At 59.2% G+C, this 17,271-nt stretch carries 12 protein-coding genes and 1 pseudogene; 4 read left to right on the forward strand and 9 right to left on the reverse strand.

The window, feature by feature from the left end; translation table 11 throughout:
* The first annotated feature begins 22 nt into the window (after positions 1 to 22).
* From accD to ACW4PC_RS14115, 4 genes and pseudogenes are all read left to right on the forward strand, one after another.
* The gene (gene accD / locus ACW4PC_RS14100; protein ID WP_074066125.1) at positions 23 to 925 is read left to right on the forward strand and encodes an acetyl-CoA carboxylase, carboxyltransferase subunit beta; all 903 of its coding nucleotides are present in this window, start codon (positions 23 to 25) and stop codon (positions 923 to 925) included.
* Between the two features lie 31 nt (positions 926 to 956).
* Positions 957 to 2,309, forward strand: coding sequence for a bifunctional folylpolyglutamate synthase/dihydrofolate synthase (locus tag ACW4PC_RS14105; protein WP_455874206.1), 1,353 nt, complete (start codon positions 957 to 959; stop codon positions 2,307 to 2,309).
* A gap of 88 nt (positions 2,310 to 2,397) precedes the next feature.
* Positions 2,398 to 2,649 (forward strand): annotated as a pseudogene (locus ACW4PC_RS14110) (bifunctional folylpolyglutamate synthase/dihydrofolate synthase); the annotation flags it as partial.
* A gap of 8 nt (positions 2,650 to 2,657) precedes the next feature.
* The gene (locus tag ACW4PC_RS14115; protein ID WP_455875080.1) at positions 2,658 to 2,780 is read left to right on the forward strand and encodes a hypothetical protein; all 123 of its coding nucleotides are present in this window, start codon (positions 2,658 to 2,660) and stop codon (positions 2,778 to 2,780) included.
* 2 nt (positions 2,781 to 2,782) lie between these two features.
* Here the strand turns inward: ACW4PC_RS14115 and trxA are convergent, their stop codons facing one another.
* The 9 genes from trxA to ACW4PC_RS14160 all read right to left on the reverse strand — a co-directional run bounded on the left by trxA (position 2,783) and on the right by ACW4PC_RS14160 (position 17,225).
* Positions 2,783 to 3,103, reverse strand: coding sequence for a thioredoxin (gene trxA, locus ACW4PC_RS14120; protein ID WP_455874207.1), 321 nt, complete (start codon positions 3,101 to 3,103; stop codon positions 2,783 to 2,785).
* A gap of 75 nt (positions 3,104 to 3,178) precedes the next feature.
* Entirely contained in the window at positions 3,179 to 6,730 is a 3,552-nt protein-coding gene (gene addA, locus ACW4PC_RS14125; RefSeq protein WP_455874208.1) for a double-strand break repair helicase AddA, read from the reverse strand.
* Entirely contained in the window at positions 6,723 to 9,917 is a 3,195-nt protein-coding gene (gene addB / locus ACW4PC_RS14130) for a double-strand break repair protein AddB (RefSeq protein ID WP_455874209.1), read from the reverse strand. Before addB ends, addA begins: the two co-directional genes overlap by 8 nt.
* Positions 9,918 to 9,920: 3 nt before the next feature.
* Positions 9,921 to 10,655 carry a nucleotidyltransferase family protein gene (locus tag ACW4PC_RS14135; protein WP_455874210.1) on the reverse strand — a complete coding sequence of 245 codons (735 nt, stop codon included), beginning with the start codon at positions 10,653 to 10,655 and terminating at the stop codon, positions 9,921 to 9,923.
* Between the two features lie 24 nt (positions 10,656 to 10,679).
* Positions 10,680 to 12,182 carry a tRNA (adenosine(37)-N6)-threonylcarbamoyltransferase complex ATPase subunit type 1 TsaE gene (gene tsaE, locus ACW4PC_RS14140; RefSeq protein WP_455874211.1) on the reverse strand — a complete coding sequence of 501 codons (1,503 nt, stop codon included), beginning with the start codon at positions 12,180 to 12,182 and terminating at the stop codon, positions 10,680 to 10,682.
* A complete protein-coding gene (locus ACW4PC_RS14145; RefSeq protein WP_455874212.1) occupies positions 12,179 to 14,758 on the reverse strand; it encodes an ATP-binding protein in 2,580 nt (859 codons plus the stop codon). Before ACW4PC_RS14145 ends, tsaE begins: the two co-directional genes overlap by 4 nt.
* Positions 14,759 to 14,960: 202 nt before the next feature.
* Positions 14,961 to 16,361: an adenosylhomocysteinase gene (gene ahcY / locus ACW4PC_RS14150; protein ID WP_092586527.1), complete on the reverse strand. Its 1,401-nt coding sequence runs from the start codon at positions 16,359 to 16,361 to the stop codon at positions 14,961 to 14,963.
* Between the two features lie 169 nt (positions 16,362 to 16,530).
* Complete coding sequence (locus tag ACW4PC_RS14155) at positions 16,531 to 16,806, reverse strand: HPr family phosphocarrier protein (protein ID WP_455874213.1); 276 nt, start codon at positions 16,804 to 16,806, stop codon at positions 16,531 to 16,533.
* 17 nt (positions 16,807 to 16,823) lie between these two features.
* Positions 16,824 to 17,225, reverse strand: a complete 402-nt coding sequence (locus ACW4PC_RS14160) for a PTS sugar transporter subunit IIA (RefSeq protein WP_074066135.1) — start codon at positions 17,223 to 17,225, stop codon at positions 16,824 to 16,826.
* Between the last annotated feature and the right edge of the window lie 46 nt (positions 17,226 to 17,271).

Here is a 17,271-nt window from a genome sequence, read left to right on the forward strand (position 1 = left end):
TAGTCAATCAGGAGTTTTCGACTTGAACTGGATCACCAACTACGTTCGCCCGCGCATCAATTCCATGCTGGGCCGTCGCGAAGTGCCGGAGAACCTCTGGATCAAGTGCCCGGAAACGGGCGAGATGGTCTTCCACAAGGATTTGGAAGACAACAAGTGGGTCATTCCGGCTTCGGGCTATCACATGAAGATGCCGGCAAAGGCACGCCTTGCCGACCTTTTCGACAACGGTGAATACGAGTCGCTGCCGCAGCCGAAGGTCGCGCAGGATCCGCTGAAATTCCGTGATTCCAAGAAATACACGGATCGCCTGAAGGACAGCCGCCTCAAGACAGAACAGGAAGACACGATCCTCGCTGGCGTTGGCAAGGTTCGCGGCCTGAAGCTCGTCGCCGTCGTGCACGAGTTCAACTTCATGGGAGGCTCGCTCGGCATTGCTGCCGGTGAGGCGATCGTCAGAGCCTTCGAGCGTGCGATTTCCGAAAAGTGCCCGCTCGTCATGTTCCCGGCTTCCGGCGGCGCGCGCATGCAGGAAGGCATCCTTTCGCTGATGCAACTGCCGCGCACCACCGTTGCCGTTGATATGCTGAAGGAAGCTGGCCAGCCCTATATCGTCGTTCTCACTAACCCGACCACGGGCGGCGTTACGGCCTCCTACGCTATGCTGGGCGATCTTCATCTGGCAGAGCCGGGCGCTGAAATCTGCTTCGCCGGCAAGCGCGTCATCGAGCAGACGATCCGCGAGAAGCTGCCGGAAGGTTTCCAGACCTCGGAATACCTGCTCGAGCACGGCATGGTCGACATGGTCGTCAAACGGCACGATATTCCGGAAACGCTTGCGCGTGTCCTGAGCATCCTGACCCGGAAGCCCGCCAACTCGGTTACGGTGAATGGCGGCACGATCGCAATCGCAGCGAGCGCCTGATTGACACAAACCTGCTTGGGCGGGGTGCTGAATGATACCCAGAGGCCAGACCGCAGTGAGTGAAGCAGCGCAGGAGATCGACAAACTCATGGGATTGCATCCCAAGGGTTTCGATCTTTCGCTCGATCGCATCACCCGCCTTCTCGAAGTTCTCGGCAATCCGCAGAATCGGCTGCCGCGGGTCATTCATGTTGCCGGAACAAATGGCAAGGGTTCGGTTACAGCCTTTTGCCGCGCATTGCTGGAAGCCGGTGGCTACGGCGTCCATGTCCATACCTCGCCACATCTGGTCAACTGGCATGAGCGCTATCGGATCGGTCTTAAGGGCGGCCGGGGTCAGTTTGTCGACGATGCGGTTTTTGCAGAAGCGCTTCGGCGCGTTGCTGAAGCGAATGCCGGCCAGAAAATCACGGTCTTTGAAATCCTGACGGCGGTGACTTTTCTTCTCTTTTCCGAGCACCCGGCCGATGCGGCAATCATCGAGGTCGGTCTCGGCGGACGGTTTGATGCGACAAACGTCATCTCCGATCCGGCCGTTTCGGTTATCATGCCGATCTCGCTCGATCATCAGCCCTATCTCGGCGACCGCGTCGAACTGATCGCGGCTGAAAAGGCCGGCATCATGAAGCCCGGCCATCCCGTGGTGATCGGCCATCAGGAATATGACGCAGTCCTGGATGTCTTAATGTCGACTGCCGAGCGCTTGCATTGCCCGACCGCTGTCTTCGGCCAGGATTACATGGCGCATGAGGAATATGGCCGCCTCGTCTATCAGGACGAATTCGGTCTCGCCGATCTGCCGTTGCCGCGCCTTCCCGGCCGCCATCAATATGCCAACGCCGCAGCAGCAATCCGCGCCGTCAAGGCAGCAGGTTTCGTCGTCACCGAAGCGATGATGGAAAAGGCTATGAATTGCGTGGAATGGCCCGGCCGCCTTCAGCGGCTGACCGAGGGCCGCCTTATCGCACACGCCCCGGCCGGTGCCGAAATCTGGGTCGATGGGGGCCATAATCCCGGTGCTGGCGAAGTTATCGCCGAGGCCATGGCGAATTTCGAGGAAAAGCAGCCGCGGCCGCTCTACCTCATAACCGGCATGATCAATACCAAGGACCCGGTCGGCTATTTCAGGGCCTTCGTCGGGCTTGCAGAAAAGGTCTTCTGCGTGCCGATCCGTGGCAGCGATGCGATGATCGATCCGGTGATCCTGTCAAATTCTGCCTATGATGCAGGCCTTGTCGCAGAGCCGAAGGCCGCAGTCGGCGAAGCGTTGGACGCGATCAAGGAGATCCTTGATCCGCAAGCTCCGGCGCCCAGAATCCTGATCGGCGGGTCGCTCTATCTTGTCGGCGATGTTCTTGCTGAAAACGAAACACCCCCGAAATGAAAGAAGCCCTGTCGAAGCCCAGCCTCCAACCGAAATGCGGGAGCATTCTGCAGACTCAACTGTCGCAGAATGCCTAATTTGTGACGTCGAAAACTATGGCCGCCTCGTCCATCAGAACGAATTCGGTCGCGCCGATCTGCCGTTGCCGCGCCTTCCCGGCCGCCATCAATATGCCGACGCCGCGGCAGCAATCCGCGCCGTCAAGGCAGCACCGAAGCGATGATGGAAAAGGCTATGAATTCCGTCGAATGGCCCGGCCGCCTTCAGCGGCCTTCCGAGGGTCGCCTTTATCGCACACGCCCCGGCCGGTGCCGAAATCTGGGTCGATGGGGGCCAGTCGGTGAAGCGTTGGACACGATCGAGGAGATCCTTAATCCGCAGGCTCCGGTCGGCGATGTTCTTGCTGACAACGAAAACCCCGAAATGAAAAAAGCCCGGTCAGAGCCGGGCTTTTCTCTCAATGTGCAATGAAATTAAGCGGCGTTCGCAATCCAGCTCGAAAGAGCGGTCTTCGGAGCAGCGCCGACCTTGATATCGGCAACTTCACCGGCCTTGAAAATGGCAAGCGTGGGAATCGAGCGGACGCCGAACTGGGCTGCCAGTTCCGGGTTTTCATCGATATTAAGCTTAGCGACCTTAACCTTGCCTGCGAGTTCGGTTGCAATTTCCTCAAGGCTCGGAGCGATCATCTTGCACGGACCGCACCACTCGGCCCAAAAATCAACGACGACGGGTTCTGCAGATTCCAGAACTTCCGACTGGAAGTTGTTGATATCGACTTTCACGATAGCCATAGGCTGCTCCTTTAGCGGAATTGACTGTTGATCCACATGTGATGGTGCGGTGCCGAACTTTCAATGTCCGGTATTTCACTTTGTTTTGAGTCCTGCAAGCGCCATTTCGAGCTCGCGCTCGGTCAAGGTATAAACATTGGCGTTCTCGGTATAGACCAGCACGCAATCAATGTGCTTGCCGGGATAGAGCGGCGCCAGGATTTCGCGGTAGATCGCAAGCTGCGCCTGATGCGCAAAGGGAATGTCCTTTTGGGTCGCGGGCGGCACGCGATTGGTTTTATAGTCGAGAACGACGACGCGATCGTGGAATACGGCCAGGCGATCGACGCGGCCGGAAACGGCATAGTGGCCTCCCTTCAAGGTGAGCGTCCCCATGATCGAGACTTCCGGCTGCGTGTGCACTGCAAAAATCGTCTGAAGGCTGTCCTCCGCCAATAGTTTCAGCACCGAATCGATCAGTCGCTGCCGTTCGGTCTCGGGCCAGAAACGCGCAGCGCGGCTTGCGTAACGCGCCGCCGCGTCCGCTCTCTCGGCTGGAGCGATGTCCGGTAGAGTCTGCAGCATGCGATGGATCAGACGCCCCTTTTCCAACGACCGGTCGGAGCGTGTTTTTTCCGCAAAGAGCGGCGAATTGATCAACAGGTCATCCGCCTCCTCATCGATGATGGTTCCGGCGCCGGATGGGCTGAGAGGTCTCGGCAACTGCCTTTGCGGCGGAAGCGGCTCGAGAATGCCGGAGGGCAAGGCCTCGCGTTCGTTCCGGTCTTCCAGCTTCTCGGAGCGCTCGAACGTGCGGCCCACTTGCGGCACGCGCCATTTCACGCCCTGCCATTCACCGTCCGGTCCTTCGAAGGTTGCCGGTGTAACATGCGGGTGACTGTCTGCCATCGCTGATGAAATCATCATGTGCCAAGTATCGCTGTTTGCCCTGACACCGCGATAACCGCAAACAATCAACCGGTCGGCGGCGCGTGTCATCGCTACATAGAGCAGCCGCCGGTATTCCTCTTCCGCCAATTTCTGAAGTCGTGCCGCATCGGCTTGCGTCATCGAATTGGCAAGGTCGCTGACCGGAACCCAGACAGGTATTGGAGGGGTTTCTGCATTTGTTTCGAGCAGGCGCAGTTTCGGCATGTGGGTATGCGTGAAAGCCTTGGAGCCGCCGTCGACAAGAAAAACGATCGGTGCTTCCAACCCCTTAGAAGCATGCACGGTCATGATCCGAACCTCGTTGCGGCCCTTGTCCTGCTCACGCTTCACTTCGGGCGCTTCGAGTTCCAGCGTTGAGATGAAGGATTGCAGGCCGGGCAACCCCGAGCTTTCGTGATCAAACGTGAATGTGAGGAACTCGTCCAGAATATCGCTGACCTCGGTGCCGAGACGCGCGAGAAACTGCCGCCGGCCGCCGTGAACGCCAAGCAGACGCGAGTAAAAGTCGTGGACGGAGAGGTTTCGCGATTGATGAAGAAGTAGCGTGAGCTTTTCTGTCACGGTCGCATATCGCTCGTGACCGTCGAGTGCGAATTGCTGCAGGTGAGCCCACACGCTTGCATTGTCGCTACGCAGCGCAGCGAGTGCGAAGATATCGTCTTCCGAAAGGTCGAACAGCGGGCTCTTGAGCACCGCCGCCAGTGAAAGATCATCCTGCGGCAACAAGAGGAAGCGGCCAAGCGCCAGCAAGTCCTGAACAGCGATATGGCTGGTCAGCCTGAGGCGGTCTGCGCCCGCGACCGGAATATTGTTGCGCCGTTTCAGTGCGCGGGTCAGGGCATTGACGAAGGCATCGCGCTTGCGGACCAGCACAAGGATATCACCCGCCCGAATAAGACGCTCCTTGCCCTTCTCGACGATCGTCTCGTGGCCGACAAGCCGTTCGATCGTATGGGCCATACGCCGGGCAAGAATAGCAGCTGGCGCGCTTTCGGGCGTCGCGTCAAAGGGCGCTGTCCAGTCTTCGTCCTTAACGGCGGCTTCGGGGGCGATCATCTCCCAGAGATCGACGGCACCTGGGTGACCGATGCGGCTGGAGCGATGAACGACCGGTTCTTCAACGGCGCTGAGGCCTCGCGCGTTTTCGGATGATGTGAAGATATGGTCGACCGCAGCGAGAACGTCGGATGTCGAGCGAAAGGAAAGGGGCAGACGCACGGACGAAAACATTTGACCGCTTGCCGAGACCCGCCTCCTTGTACGTTCGCTCTCCTCGGAGAAACGTTCCGGGCGCGCGCCCTGGAAGGAATAGATCGATTGCTTCTCGTCGCCGACGGCAAACAGCGTCCGCACGACCGGCCGCGCACTTTCGCCGGAAAAGAAATCTTCCGCCAGCGACTGGATCACGCTCCATTGGATTGGGCTCGTATCCTGCGCTTCATCGACCAGAATGTGATCGATACCCTGGTCGAGCTTATAGTGAATCCAAGGCCCGACGCCGCTTTTCGTCAGCAGATCCGCGGTGCGCGTGATGAGATCTTCGAAATCCAGCTGACTGCGCTGCTTTTTCAGGTCGTCATAGTCCCGGTTCAGCCGGTCAGCGAGGATAATCGTTGCATGCGTGGCATTGAACATCCGCATGATCTTGAGGCGGTCGCGGCAGGCGACGATATGCGCGCGCGCTTCAGCGATCGCATCTGCAAGCTCAGGGGCATCGGAGAGCATGGCTTTAACGGTGAATTGCGAATCCGACTTAGGTTCGCCCTTCGCCGTCAGGAATATCTTTTCCAGCAATTCGGCGCGCTTTGTCGCATTCCGCTCATTGGAAGCCTGCCGCAAGCCATAGGCGACTTCCTGCGCTTTCGCGCCGCCCTTTTGGGCTGTCAAGGTCAGGTAAAGATCGAACGTCAGGCCGAAGAGACCCGGCAGCGGCCAGTATCGCGAGGTGATCTGGGCCTCTGTTTCGTCGGCGGATAGTTGCAGTTCCCTGCGCAGCGTGGCCGCAATCCCGCCTCGTTGCTCGGCCGCGGAAATGAAGCGGCGAATGGCGTTACGGCTGGCGACGATCTCGCCAAGTAGTGTCTCCAACCCGGTCTCGTCACCGAGATTGAGAATATAGGAGAAGGCATCGGCAAGCTCGGAATCCCGCTCGGGTGTCGTCGCGGTCAACAGCGAGCGGCGGGCATCGGCGAGCAATGTCGCTGCGGCGCGATCGTCGAGAACCGAGAAGTGTCCGGCGACATTGGCTTCCAGTGGAAACTGATGCAGCAATGCCTCGCAAAAGGCATGGATGGTCTGGATTTTCAGCCCGCCCGGCGTTTCCAGCGCCTTGGCAAAAAGCCGTCTCGCTTCGGCAAGCTTGAGCCGATCCGGCGTTTCGCCTTCGATCTGCGTTATCCGGTTTTTGAGTTCCTCGTCCGGCAGCACCGCCCACTCGGCCAAACGTGCGAAGACACGATTCGACATTTCGGATGCGGCGGCCTTGGTATAAGTGAGGCAGAGGATGGCCGAGGGCCGCGCACCGGAAAGCAGAAGGCGGATGACGCGCTGCGTCAGCACGTGCGTCTTGCCGGAACCGGCATTGGCCGAAACCCAGGCTGACCGCGACGGGTCGGAGGCAATCGACTGCTGGATCGTCGTCCAGCTTATCCACATGCCCGGATCGTCGCCTTCCGGAAGTGCGGTCGGATCACTCATCGCCGCCCCCTTCTTCGTTTTCGGCCGTCGACCATTCGGAAACGCGCGCAAGGTGATCGTAATCACCACCGAAATCGAACTGCTGCGCCGGAATTAACCGTGAAGTGAAGCCACGTTCGCCGGATTGCAGAAGAGACACGAACTTGACCAATTGATCGATCAATTCCTCTGCCAGATCGAGGGCCGATTTTGCCTTGTCGCTTCGGGTGGAAGTTTCATTGTTGACGACATCGGTGTCGAAACGGCTGCCGGGCCGAAGGCGCACATAGATGAGATCCTGCGGTGTCAGACTTCCGACATCGCGAAAGGCGCCGGCATTGAGCGCCGCGGCCTCGAGCGCCAACTGCGGGTCGAGAAGCGCGCGCGCCTGTGCGGGCGATGGATTGTAGCCGGTCTTGTAGTCGATGATGTCGGCAGCGTTTGGCCCCGTCACATCGATGCGATCCGCAACGCCTGTCAACCGGATATTAATCGGTTCGAGTTCCACGCCGCCGCGCACTTCCGTATAAGTCTTGCGGATCGCCGGTCGGCGTTCGGCTTCCCATTCGAGGAATGCGCGCGCCACCTCCCTGAAACGCGGACGCCACACTGCATCAATGTGCGACGGCAGGCGCTCCATGTCGAAGAGCTCCATCAGAATGGTTTCCATTGCTTGCGCGGCTTCCGGCGTACCTGCAGCATGTCCTTCACGGACAAAGCGGTCGATGATCGTGTGATAGAGCGTCCCGCGTTCCGCAGCACCTGGATCGCGATTGAAGGGATCCACGGGGTCAAGCCGCAAGATGCGCCGGGCATAGATGGCATAAGGATCGCGGCGCAGGCGGCCAACTTCGCTGAAGGAATAGGATTTCGGCTGCAATTCAAGGGGCGGTGTAGGCGAGGGGCGTTGCGCGGGTGTTTGGCTCTTGCTCTCGTCCAGCAGGCTTACCCAATGCACGAAGCGGTCGCCGCGTGCTTTCAGTTCCCTTTCGAAAGCCTCGCCGCCCAGCGCCAAAAGCCGCTGAAGCCAGCGCGAAGCGACCGTCGGCGTCGAGCCTTGCCGCAGCGAGCGCGAATAGATCAGATGCCGTGTTCCGCTCGCCATTGCGAAGTCATGGGCCAGTTGGCCGATGCGCCGCTCCGGCGGCTCGAGGCCGATTTCCGTCTTCATCGTGCGCGAGATGAAGGGATTGTTGGCCGTTTGGCCGGGCCAGGAGCCTTCATTCAATCCACCCAGGATCAGCGTGTCGACGCTTTGCAGACGCGCCTCCAACGTGCCGAAAATGAAGACTCTTGGATGGCTGAGCGCGCGCGGCTTGACCGCCTGGCCGGCCGAAAGCGCCGCCATGATATCGATCCATTGCGGTCCATCGGCTTCGATCTGGCCCTCCGTCTCGATCACCTCTCCGAGCAGGCTTGCAAGTGAATCCCCCGCTTCACCAGCCCAGAGATTGGCGAGGTTGCCGCGTTCGTCGACTGCCACAGCTTCGAGTGCACGTCCGGTCCGCTCCGCCCAGTCGGAAAGAGTGAAGCTGGCCGTCAGTTCACGGCCATCTGGCCGGTGCGGGACCAGCGCGGATGCCAGCGGTTCGGTCGCATTCGACATCCGCCGTGCAAGATTGCGCGCTTGCTCGACCGCTTCCGGTGGCAGCGACCTGCGCCAATTCGGCGCGTGTCTGTCCCTTGCCTGCTCTGACAGTTGATGCTCCAGCAAAGGCTCCAACGCGCTGATATCAACCGCGGCAACACCGCCACGCAGGGCGAGCAGTTCGAGTGCTTCGACGGCTTGGGTGAGCGCGCCGCGTTCGAGGCCGAAGCGGGCCAGCGGATGCTTGAGCAATGCTACGATTGTGACTGGATCGCCGGGCCGGAGTGTTGCCTCGAGGAGCAGTTGAAGGAGTGTTCCCTGCAGCATAGCCGCAAGTGGCGTACCTGCCGAGTCGTCGGCCAGGATGCCGAAACGGGAGAGCTCTGCCATCACGCGCCGGGCCAGATTGCGGTCCGGTGTGATAAGGGCTGTCTGGCTGTCGCCGTTTCGTCCCGGCTGCTCCAGTGCCAGCCGCAAGGCTATGGCGATCGCTGTCGCTTCTTCACGTTCGTTTGTGGCTTCGATCAGCGAGACATCGGCAAAGGCCGCCGCCAATGCATCGTCCGGGAGTTCTTTCTTCCATTCGCCCCAACTGCTCGTCGCTTCTGCTGGAGCGAGCGCACGGGAAAGAATTTCGGCGCGGCGATGCAGATCTTGTTCCGCCTCCTCGATCGCAACGACGTCGCCGCGCGTGAGGTTCAGCCGTGTGAGGAGGGACGAAAGGCCATATTGCGGGTGGCTCCGGCTCGCGGGGTTGGTCCGCTCCCCAGCGGTAATCTCTGGCGCAACCATCTTCCAATGCGCATCCGGCATGGATAGATCGAGGCCCGGAAGGACGATCACGCCCTCGGGCAGATTGGCGACGGCAGCGATGAGGTCGGCCGTTGCCGGCATCGAGCCAGTGGACCCGGCAATAATAATCGGTCCGGCAGGTTCTGCCGTTGCGAGCCGGTGGGCTTCCGCACGCAGGATTGCATTGCGATGCCGTGCCGGTGACGATTTTCCGAGTTCGGCAAGCCGTTCCGGCCAGAAAGCGATGGCGATCTGCAGAAATTCGGCCGTCAACTGCCACCACAGAGCGAAATCTTCGGCGTCGAGTTTCGTGAGTTCCGACCACTCGCGATCCTCGGTCTCGATGGAATCGATCAGTTCGGCAAGATTGCGTGCGAGCCAGATCGCGTCTGCCGGGCTCGCCGGCGCGGCCAAGGGCGAATCGGCGTGGATACGCCGCACGATCTCTGGCAGCCTGTTGCGCCAGGCGAGGATGAGGCGGGCAAGCTCCAGCAGGCGCGCCGTATTCGAAAGCGGCTGCGCGAGATCGAGCGTTGCAGGCAGCGCCTCCTCGAAATAGCCGCTGTCGTCATCCGTCTCGCCGAGCGGCCGGATAACCGGCAGGATCGCCGAACGGCCGCCGAGAAGATCGACGAACTGCGAACGCAGCACGCGGGCGGCGCGACGCGTTGGCAGGTAGATCGTTACTTTGGAGAGCGAAAGCGGATCATCCGGATCGTGCCTGAAGAGCGGCGTCAGTCCCCCGTCGCAGAGCGTCGCGGCAAGCGTCTTCAGGAAAGGCAGACCTGCCGGGATCGTTAAGACGCGAGGCTGGTGCCGTTCGGCCATCCGTTACACAAACGTCCGGAAGCGCCGGATCGTTTCCTCCGCTTCGCCGATCGCCTCGGGCGTGCCGACCGTCAGCCAATGGCCTTCGAGCATCATGCCAAAAAGCCGTCCGCGCTCGATCGCCTTGTCGAAATAGATATTGATATTGAACGGGTCATCGGCGGGAGCATCGTCCAGAAACGATGTGTCCATGACGATTGAACCGGCGTAGACGACGGGGTTCGGACCCCTTTCACGATAGCGGGTAAGCCTGCCATCCGGGGCGAGGTTGAAATCATTCTTGCCATTGTGGCCGGTCGTATCCGCGAGTTTGACGCAAAGCATGGCCATATCCATGCGATTTGCATCGAAGAATCCGGCTAAACGACGAAGGTTGCTCGGCCGGTCGGGCCGTTCACCGATCCAGAAAAGATCGGCATTGGTGACGAAAACCGTGCCGCGACCAAGGAGCTTGAGGCCCCTTGCCAGACCGCCGCCATTGTTCATCAGTCGGTCGCGCTCGTCGGAAATGATGATATCGAGCGCTTTGTAAGAATTCAAATGTGCGAGCATCTGATCGGCGAGATGATGGACGTTGACGACCGCCTTCTCAACGCCGGCCTCCGCAAGCGAATCCAGTGCATAGTCGATCATCGGCTTGCCGTCGATTTTCACCAGCGGCTTCGGGATTGTATCGGTGATCGGGCGCATGCGGGTGCCAAGGCCGGCAGCCAGCACCATGGCTTGTTTGATGGTCATCTGATCCGGAACTTATGATTCGCTCTAACCTATTCCAGCCCTTGCGCACCAATCGCGCAAGGGGGCAAGCGCTTCATGTTCAAGTGCCACTTGGAGATAGGAGAGCGTGCGGGGCATGTGTTTCGTATAGCCGGGCTTTCCGTCGCGCTGCAACAGCCGCACCCAGAGACCGGCAAGCTTGCAGTTACGCTGAGCCGACATGATCGCCCAGCTTTTCAGGAAGCCGGTTTCGTCAAAATGGCCCTGTGCGCGGCGAAAAGCCAAATAGTCGTCCATGAGCTGCCTGAATAGGGCAGGTTCGATGGTGACGCGCGCATCCTGCACGATGGATGCAAGATCATAGGCGGTCGGGCCAATCATGGCGTCCTGAAAATCGATGAGGCCGATCTTCTGAACGCCTTTTTGTCCTTCGCGCCAGATGATGTTTGGGGAATGGAAGTCCCGGAGCAACAGATTTATTTCTGCCGATGCGAGTTCATCGATGAGCTTATCCCAGATTGCCAGATATTCCTCACGCTCGGCATCGCTGGCAGCTGTACCGCGCTTCCAGGGGAGATACCAGTCGAGAACAAGGCGCACTTCCATCTTCATGGCGGTGCGGTCAAAATCGGGAATGTGGTGGATGTGGCTATCGGTGACGCGGATATCCTGCGGAATCTTCATCCCGTGCAAATGGGCAAGACAGGCGACACTTTGTCGGTAACGCGAGGCGATGGGCTTGCCGCCCTCGTCAAGCACGCCATCGCTGCCGAGATCTTCGATCAGCAGAAAGCCCTCAGCATAGTCGACCTCATAGATCTCTGGCGTTGCAAAGCCTTTTTCGCGCAGCACATTGGCAATTGCAACGAAGGGATAGGCATTCTCGGCAATATGGGCAACCTGCGGATAAGGCTTTCCGTCGAGTACCGCCGGTCCCTCGGGAAGCGGCGGCCAATCCATCAGTATCTTGCGGCCCTGGCGATCCGGATAGACCGCTTCGTAGGCGCGCAGCGACGCATCACCCGTCAGGAAGCGGCGTTTTGCGATCGGGTGCCCGGCTTTCGCGAGAAAAGCACGGATTGCAAGAACGCGGCGGATTCTCTGCATCTGTGCGGGCGGTGCGCAAATCGTTGCGCGCCGGCCCCTGCCTTCGTGCTCAAGTCTCATCACGATACGATCGGCGGGCAATTCGTCTTCTGCCATTTCCGGCCATTCGACAAGGCAGATACCGTTTTGAAGCGCTTCGTCGAAGCCGAGTTCCTCCAACTCCGCACCGTCAGCGAGGCGGTAGAGATCGAAATGCGAAACCGGAAACCGCAAATCGTAGGATTGGACCAGCGTAAATGTCGGGCTCGGGACCTCAAGCCGCTCGTCATCCGCCATGGCACGCAGAAACGCACGGGCAAGGGATGATTTTCCGGCGCCGAGATCTCCCGAAAGTGCCAGGCAATCACCAGCCTTCAACGCGAGCGCCAAATCTTCCCCAAGGCGGATTGTTGCCGCCTCGTCTTCCAGGAAAAGGGAGATTGTGCCGTCCTTCGTGATCATTCTGCTGCTGCGACGGAATGCGGCAGGTTGACCGAGGGAATCCGGCAAATAACCTTCGTGCCTTTGCCCGGCTGGCTATCGATCGAAACCCTGCCGTTATGTAGGCTGACGAAACTGTCAACAATCGAAAGGCCAAGGCCTGCACCGCCGCGCTTGCCGCTTTTTGCGCCCGTGGCAAAACGATCGAAGACTGTCGCGATCATGTCCTGCGGAATACCGGGGCCACGGTCGCTGACGGAGAAGACGAAATCCGTGCCCTCGCGATGGCATTCGAGAGCGATTGCCGCACCTTCCGGTGAGAAATTCGCAGCATTGGAAAGCAGCTTCAATAGGATTTGTTTCAAGCGCTGGGGATCGGCGACGATCGAGCCAAGATAGGCAGGCGCTGTGATCTCCAGCGCCACGCCGCTTTCCTGCAGCCGGTCGGCAATCTGCATGGAGACATCATCGAGAAGATCGTTAAGGTCGATTTCCGAATAGTTGAGCCTCATAATACCGGCATCGACGGTGGCAAGATCGAGAATATCATTGACCAGCGTCAGCAGCACGGACGAGGAGGTCGAAATGTGGTCGATATATTCGGCCTGACGCTCGTTCAGCGGTCCGACACTCGGGGTGCGCAGCAGGTCGGCAAAACCGATGATATTGGTCAGTGGTGAGCGTAGCTCATAGGAGACATGCTGGACGAAATCGTTCTTCAGCTCGTCGGCCTTGCGCAGCGCCTCGTTCTTCTCAGTCAGCGCACGCTCAGCGCGGACGCTGTCGGTCATGTTGACGAAAGTCAGCATCGTCTGGGCGTTGGGCAGCGGAATGATGGCGTAATCCAGCACAAGGCCAGAGAGCAATTCCAGTGTTCCCTGACTGGAACGGCGTTCGTCATCGAAGCTGGTAATCAGCTCCGCAAAGGTTTTCCAGCCGTCCGGCCGGTCATAGGACGGTAAGCACGATTCGCCGACCGCACGAATATGCGTTCCCGGCTTGGCGTCGGCTTCGGTAATGCCCCAGAGCATACGGAAGGCCGGGTTCGAAAGGCGAATACGGCCGTCGGCTCCGAAAACGGCGACGCCTTCGGAGAGATGGTCGATTGTTTCGCCTTGGACCTTCACCAGTGTGTTGTATCTCGTTTCGAGAGCGACCTGTTCGGTTAAATTCTCGAAAACCCAGGTTGCGCCGCCTTGTGGATGTGCGGTCGCAAAGACCCGCAGCGTCTGACCGTTCGGCAGATGCCAGAGGTCCGTTTGCGTATCGAGTGCCCGATAGACGGAAAGTGCGGTTTCTTTCCAGCTTTTCCAGTTGAGCTGATCGGGAAGCTTCTTTGCGGCGCGCAATCGCTCCAGCAACTCGGCGTTGTCGGGCTTAGTTTCGAGGAAAGCGATATCGAGTTCCCAGAGCGCGACGAAGGCCTGATTATAAAACTGCAAACGGCGCTCACCATCGAAGATCGCTACAGGCGTCGCAAGGTGGTCAAGTGTCTCGGCATGGCTCTTCAGCGTCCGCTCAAGCTCGGCGCGGACGGATGCGGCTTCAGAAACGTCGATCGCGATTCCCGCCGAACCGCTTGGCAACTTCACGTCAACGACGTCAAAAAAGGTGCGATTGCCGCGGACGACCGTCGAAATCTTGTCGTGGAAGGGTGATTCGGGCGTCGCCGCAACGCGGATGTGTTCGCGGGCGACCGTCGTCAGGAATTCCCGCCCTTCATTGATCGCGTGCTGGGGCGACGTCGCCTCGACCGCATCGCCATAGGCCTGATTGACCCAGGTGAGTCGCCCTTCGGTATCGCGTTGCCAGGCGGGAAGGTCGATCGCATCGAGCAGGTTCTGGAAGGCCGAGATCGAGGACATCAGCCGGTCGCGCTCAATCTTCAATTCGGCAAGCTCGGCGCGGAGATTGTTGAGCGCCACGAAACGCACGAAGGCGCGGCCACCGGAAACCCGGCCCTGCGCCTCGAGGATTTCTTCGCGACCGGTTTCGACAACCATATCGAAGCTCTGTGCAACACCACGTAGACGATCAATCGCTCTTTCGAGCTCTGTAGCGGAACGGGGTTTCAGCCAGAGGCCGAACGCCAGGAATTCGCTGTCCTGCGGCGCACCGGTTTCGGCTGGAAGCTGGCCAAGCAGTTCTGGCCGCTCATTGCCGTCCCAGACGACGATGCGGCGATTTTTGTCGGCGATCAGCGCCTGGTATTGCGAAATGCGCTGATGTGCATCGGAAAGGGCGGACCGGATTTCACGGCTTTCGTTTTCAAGATTACCGCGCTGGCGCACGAGCCAGAGAGTCGAAAGCAGGGCTGCGGAAATGACGCCGATCACGACGGAAAAGCCGACGACCTGCGAAGACGTGAAAAGATGGGCGGATGCTGCTGCTTCGGATTCGACTTGGGCCAGCACCGGCCGCGCCAATGCTGCGATTGCCGTTCCGCCTGCGCAAATCCTCGCGAGCCGCGTCAGTGACCCCGAGCTTTGCTTCACGGCTTTTCTGGCCGTATGTTTTTGGCCTGCCTCGTGTGAACGGATCTCAGGCCAAGCGCCCTCGTCCGCCTGTCCCGGCAGGCTGTGATTCATTTCCGACATCAGCGGTATGTCTCCGTCCTTCAATGTGCCGCATCACGACAAGACATCCCATTTTCGGGCAAACCGGATACCTCCGCGCCACGAATCGAGTTCTAGAACAATACTTCGGAAGGGAATCGGCGGGAAGGTGGGACCCAAAAAATAGGGATGCCGCATTTGTCAATGCGGCATCCCCAAGATGTTGTGGATATTGTTGCCGAGGTTAATATCTGTAGTGGTCGGACTTGAAAGGACCCTTCGGCGACACGCCGATATAGGCGGCCTGTTCTTCAGAAAGCTGCGTCAGTTTCACGCCAAGCTTGTCGAGGTGCAGGCGGGCAACCTTCTCGTCGAGATGCTTCGGCAGAATATAGACCTTGTTTTCATACTGACCGGGCTTGGTGAAGAGCTCGATCTGCGCCAGCGTCTGGTTGGTGAAGGAGGCCGACATCACGAAGGACGGATGGCCTGTCGCGTTGCCGAGATTGAGCAGGCGGCCTTCCGAGAGAAGGATAATGCGATTGCCCTTCGGGAACTCGATCAGATCGACCTGCGGCTTTACATTCGTCCACTTGAGGTTACGGAGTGCCGCGACTTCGATTTCATTGTCGAAGTGGCCGATATTGCCGACGATCGCCATGTCCTTCATCTGGCGCATATGGTCGATGCGGATGACATCCTTGTTTCCGGTCGTGGTGACGAAGATATCAGCCGAGGACACGACGTCCTCGAGCAGCACGACTTCGTAACCGTCCATCGCTGCCTGCAGCGCGCAGATCGGATCGGCTTCCGTGACCTTGACGCGGGCGCCGGCGCCGGAAAGCGATGCCGCTGAACCCTTGCCGACGTCGCCATAGCCGCAGACGACGGCAACCTTGCCGGCCATCATGACGTCGGTGGCGCGGCGGATGCCGTCAACCAGCGATTCCTTGCAGCCATACTTGTTGTCGAATTTCGACTTGGTGACCGAGTCGTTGACGTTGATCGCCGGGAAAGGCAGCAGACCCTTCTGGCTGAGCTGGTAGAGGCGGTTGACGCCGGTGGTGGTTTCTTCCGTGACGCCCTTGATCGCATCACGCTGTTTCGTGAACCAGCCCGGTGAAGCGGCAAGGCGCTTCTTGATTTGTGCGAAGAGGATCTCTTCTTCTTCGGAATGCGGGTGCGAGAGTACATCTTCGCCGGCTTCGGCACGCGCGCCGAGCAGGATGTACATGGTGGCATCGCCACCATCGTCGAGGATCATGTTGGAGAGGCCACCATCGGCCCACTGGAAGATCTTGTCGGTGTAGACCCAGTAATCTTCAAGCGACTCGCCCTTGACGGCAAAAACCGGTACGCCGGATGCGGCGATTGCGGCAGCGGCATGGTCCTGGGTCGAAAAGATGTTGCAGGAAGCCCAGCGGACTTCTGCGCCGAGCGCGGCGAGCGTTTCGATCAGAACGGCCGTCTGGATCGTCATGTGCAGCGAGCCGGTGATGCGCGCGCCCTTCAGCGGCTTTGACGGGCCGAACTCGGCGCGACAAGACATGAGGCCCGGCATTTCAGTTTCGGCGATCGAAATTTCCTTGCGGCCGAAATCCGCCAGACCGATATCGGCGACGACATAATCTTTTTCAGTGCTCATCGAGGTCTCCAGCTGAAAAGCGTCTCATAATCAAGCGCGCAGTTGACGGCGCGATAGCTCGAACGCGTGCATTGACGCACGGCCATGCTCGCCGTGTAGCAGGCTTCGCAACCGATGGCAATAAGGATATAAAGAAGTCTTTATATGTTTATATGAAGCTCGAAAAGGCTTACATTTCTTCGCCGAACTTGTTCTGGACCAATTGATCCAATGCGTTCAGCGCTTCGGCGGCCTGGTTGCCGCTCGCGGAAACGAGAACGGTCGTGCCCGGACTCGCGGCAAGCATCATCAAGCCCATGATCGAGGTGCCGCCGACCGTCATTCCGTCCTTAGAGACAGTAACGGCAGCGTCGAATGTTTCGACCATTTGGACAAATTTGGCGGAGGCGCGCGCGTGAAGGCCGCGCTTGTTGACGATGAGCAGTTCCCGGGAAAACGAGGTCATGGCGGGACTTGTTTTCATCATTTGCCACTCAGAACGCGGCTGGCGACGTTGATGTATTTCCGCCCGGCCTCCGACGCTTCGATGAGCGCCTTTTCCATGTTGTTTTCGCCACGCACGCCAGCAAGCTTGATCAGCATCGGCAAGTTCATGCCGGCAATCACTTCGGTATGACCGCTGCTCATGACCGAAATAGCGAGATTGGAAGGAGTACCCCCGAACATATCGGTCAGGATGACGACGCCGTGGCCATCGTCCGCGCTAGAGACCGCCTGCAGGATATCCTGCCGTCTCTGATCCATATCGTCTTCGGGGCCGATGCAGACCGTCTCGATAAATTTCTGAGGACCGACGACATGCTCTACAGCATGACGAAACTCTTCAGCCAGCTTGCCATGAGTGACAAGCACAAGTCCGATCATGATTTCAACTGCTCCCAATGGCATATAAACGGTGGCCCCAATATCG

The organism is Rhizobium yanglingense (assembly GCF_977109285.1).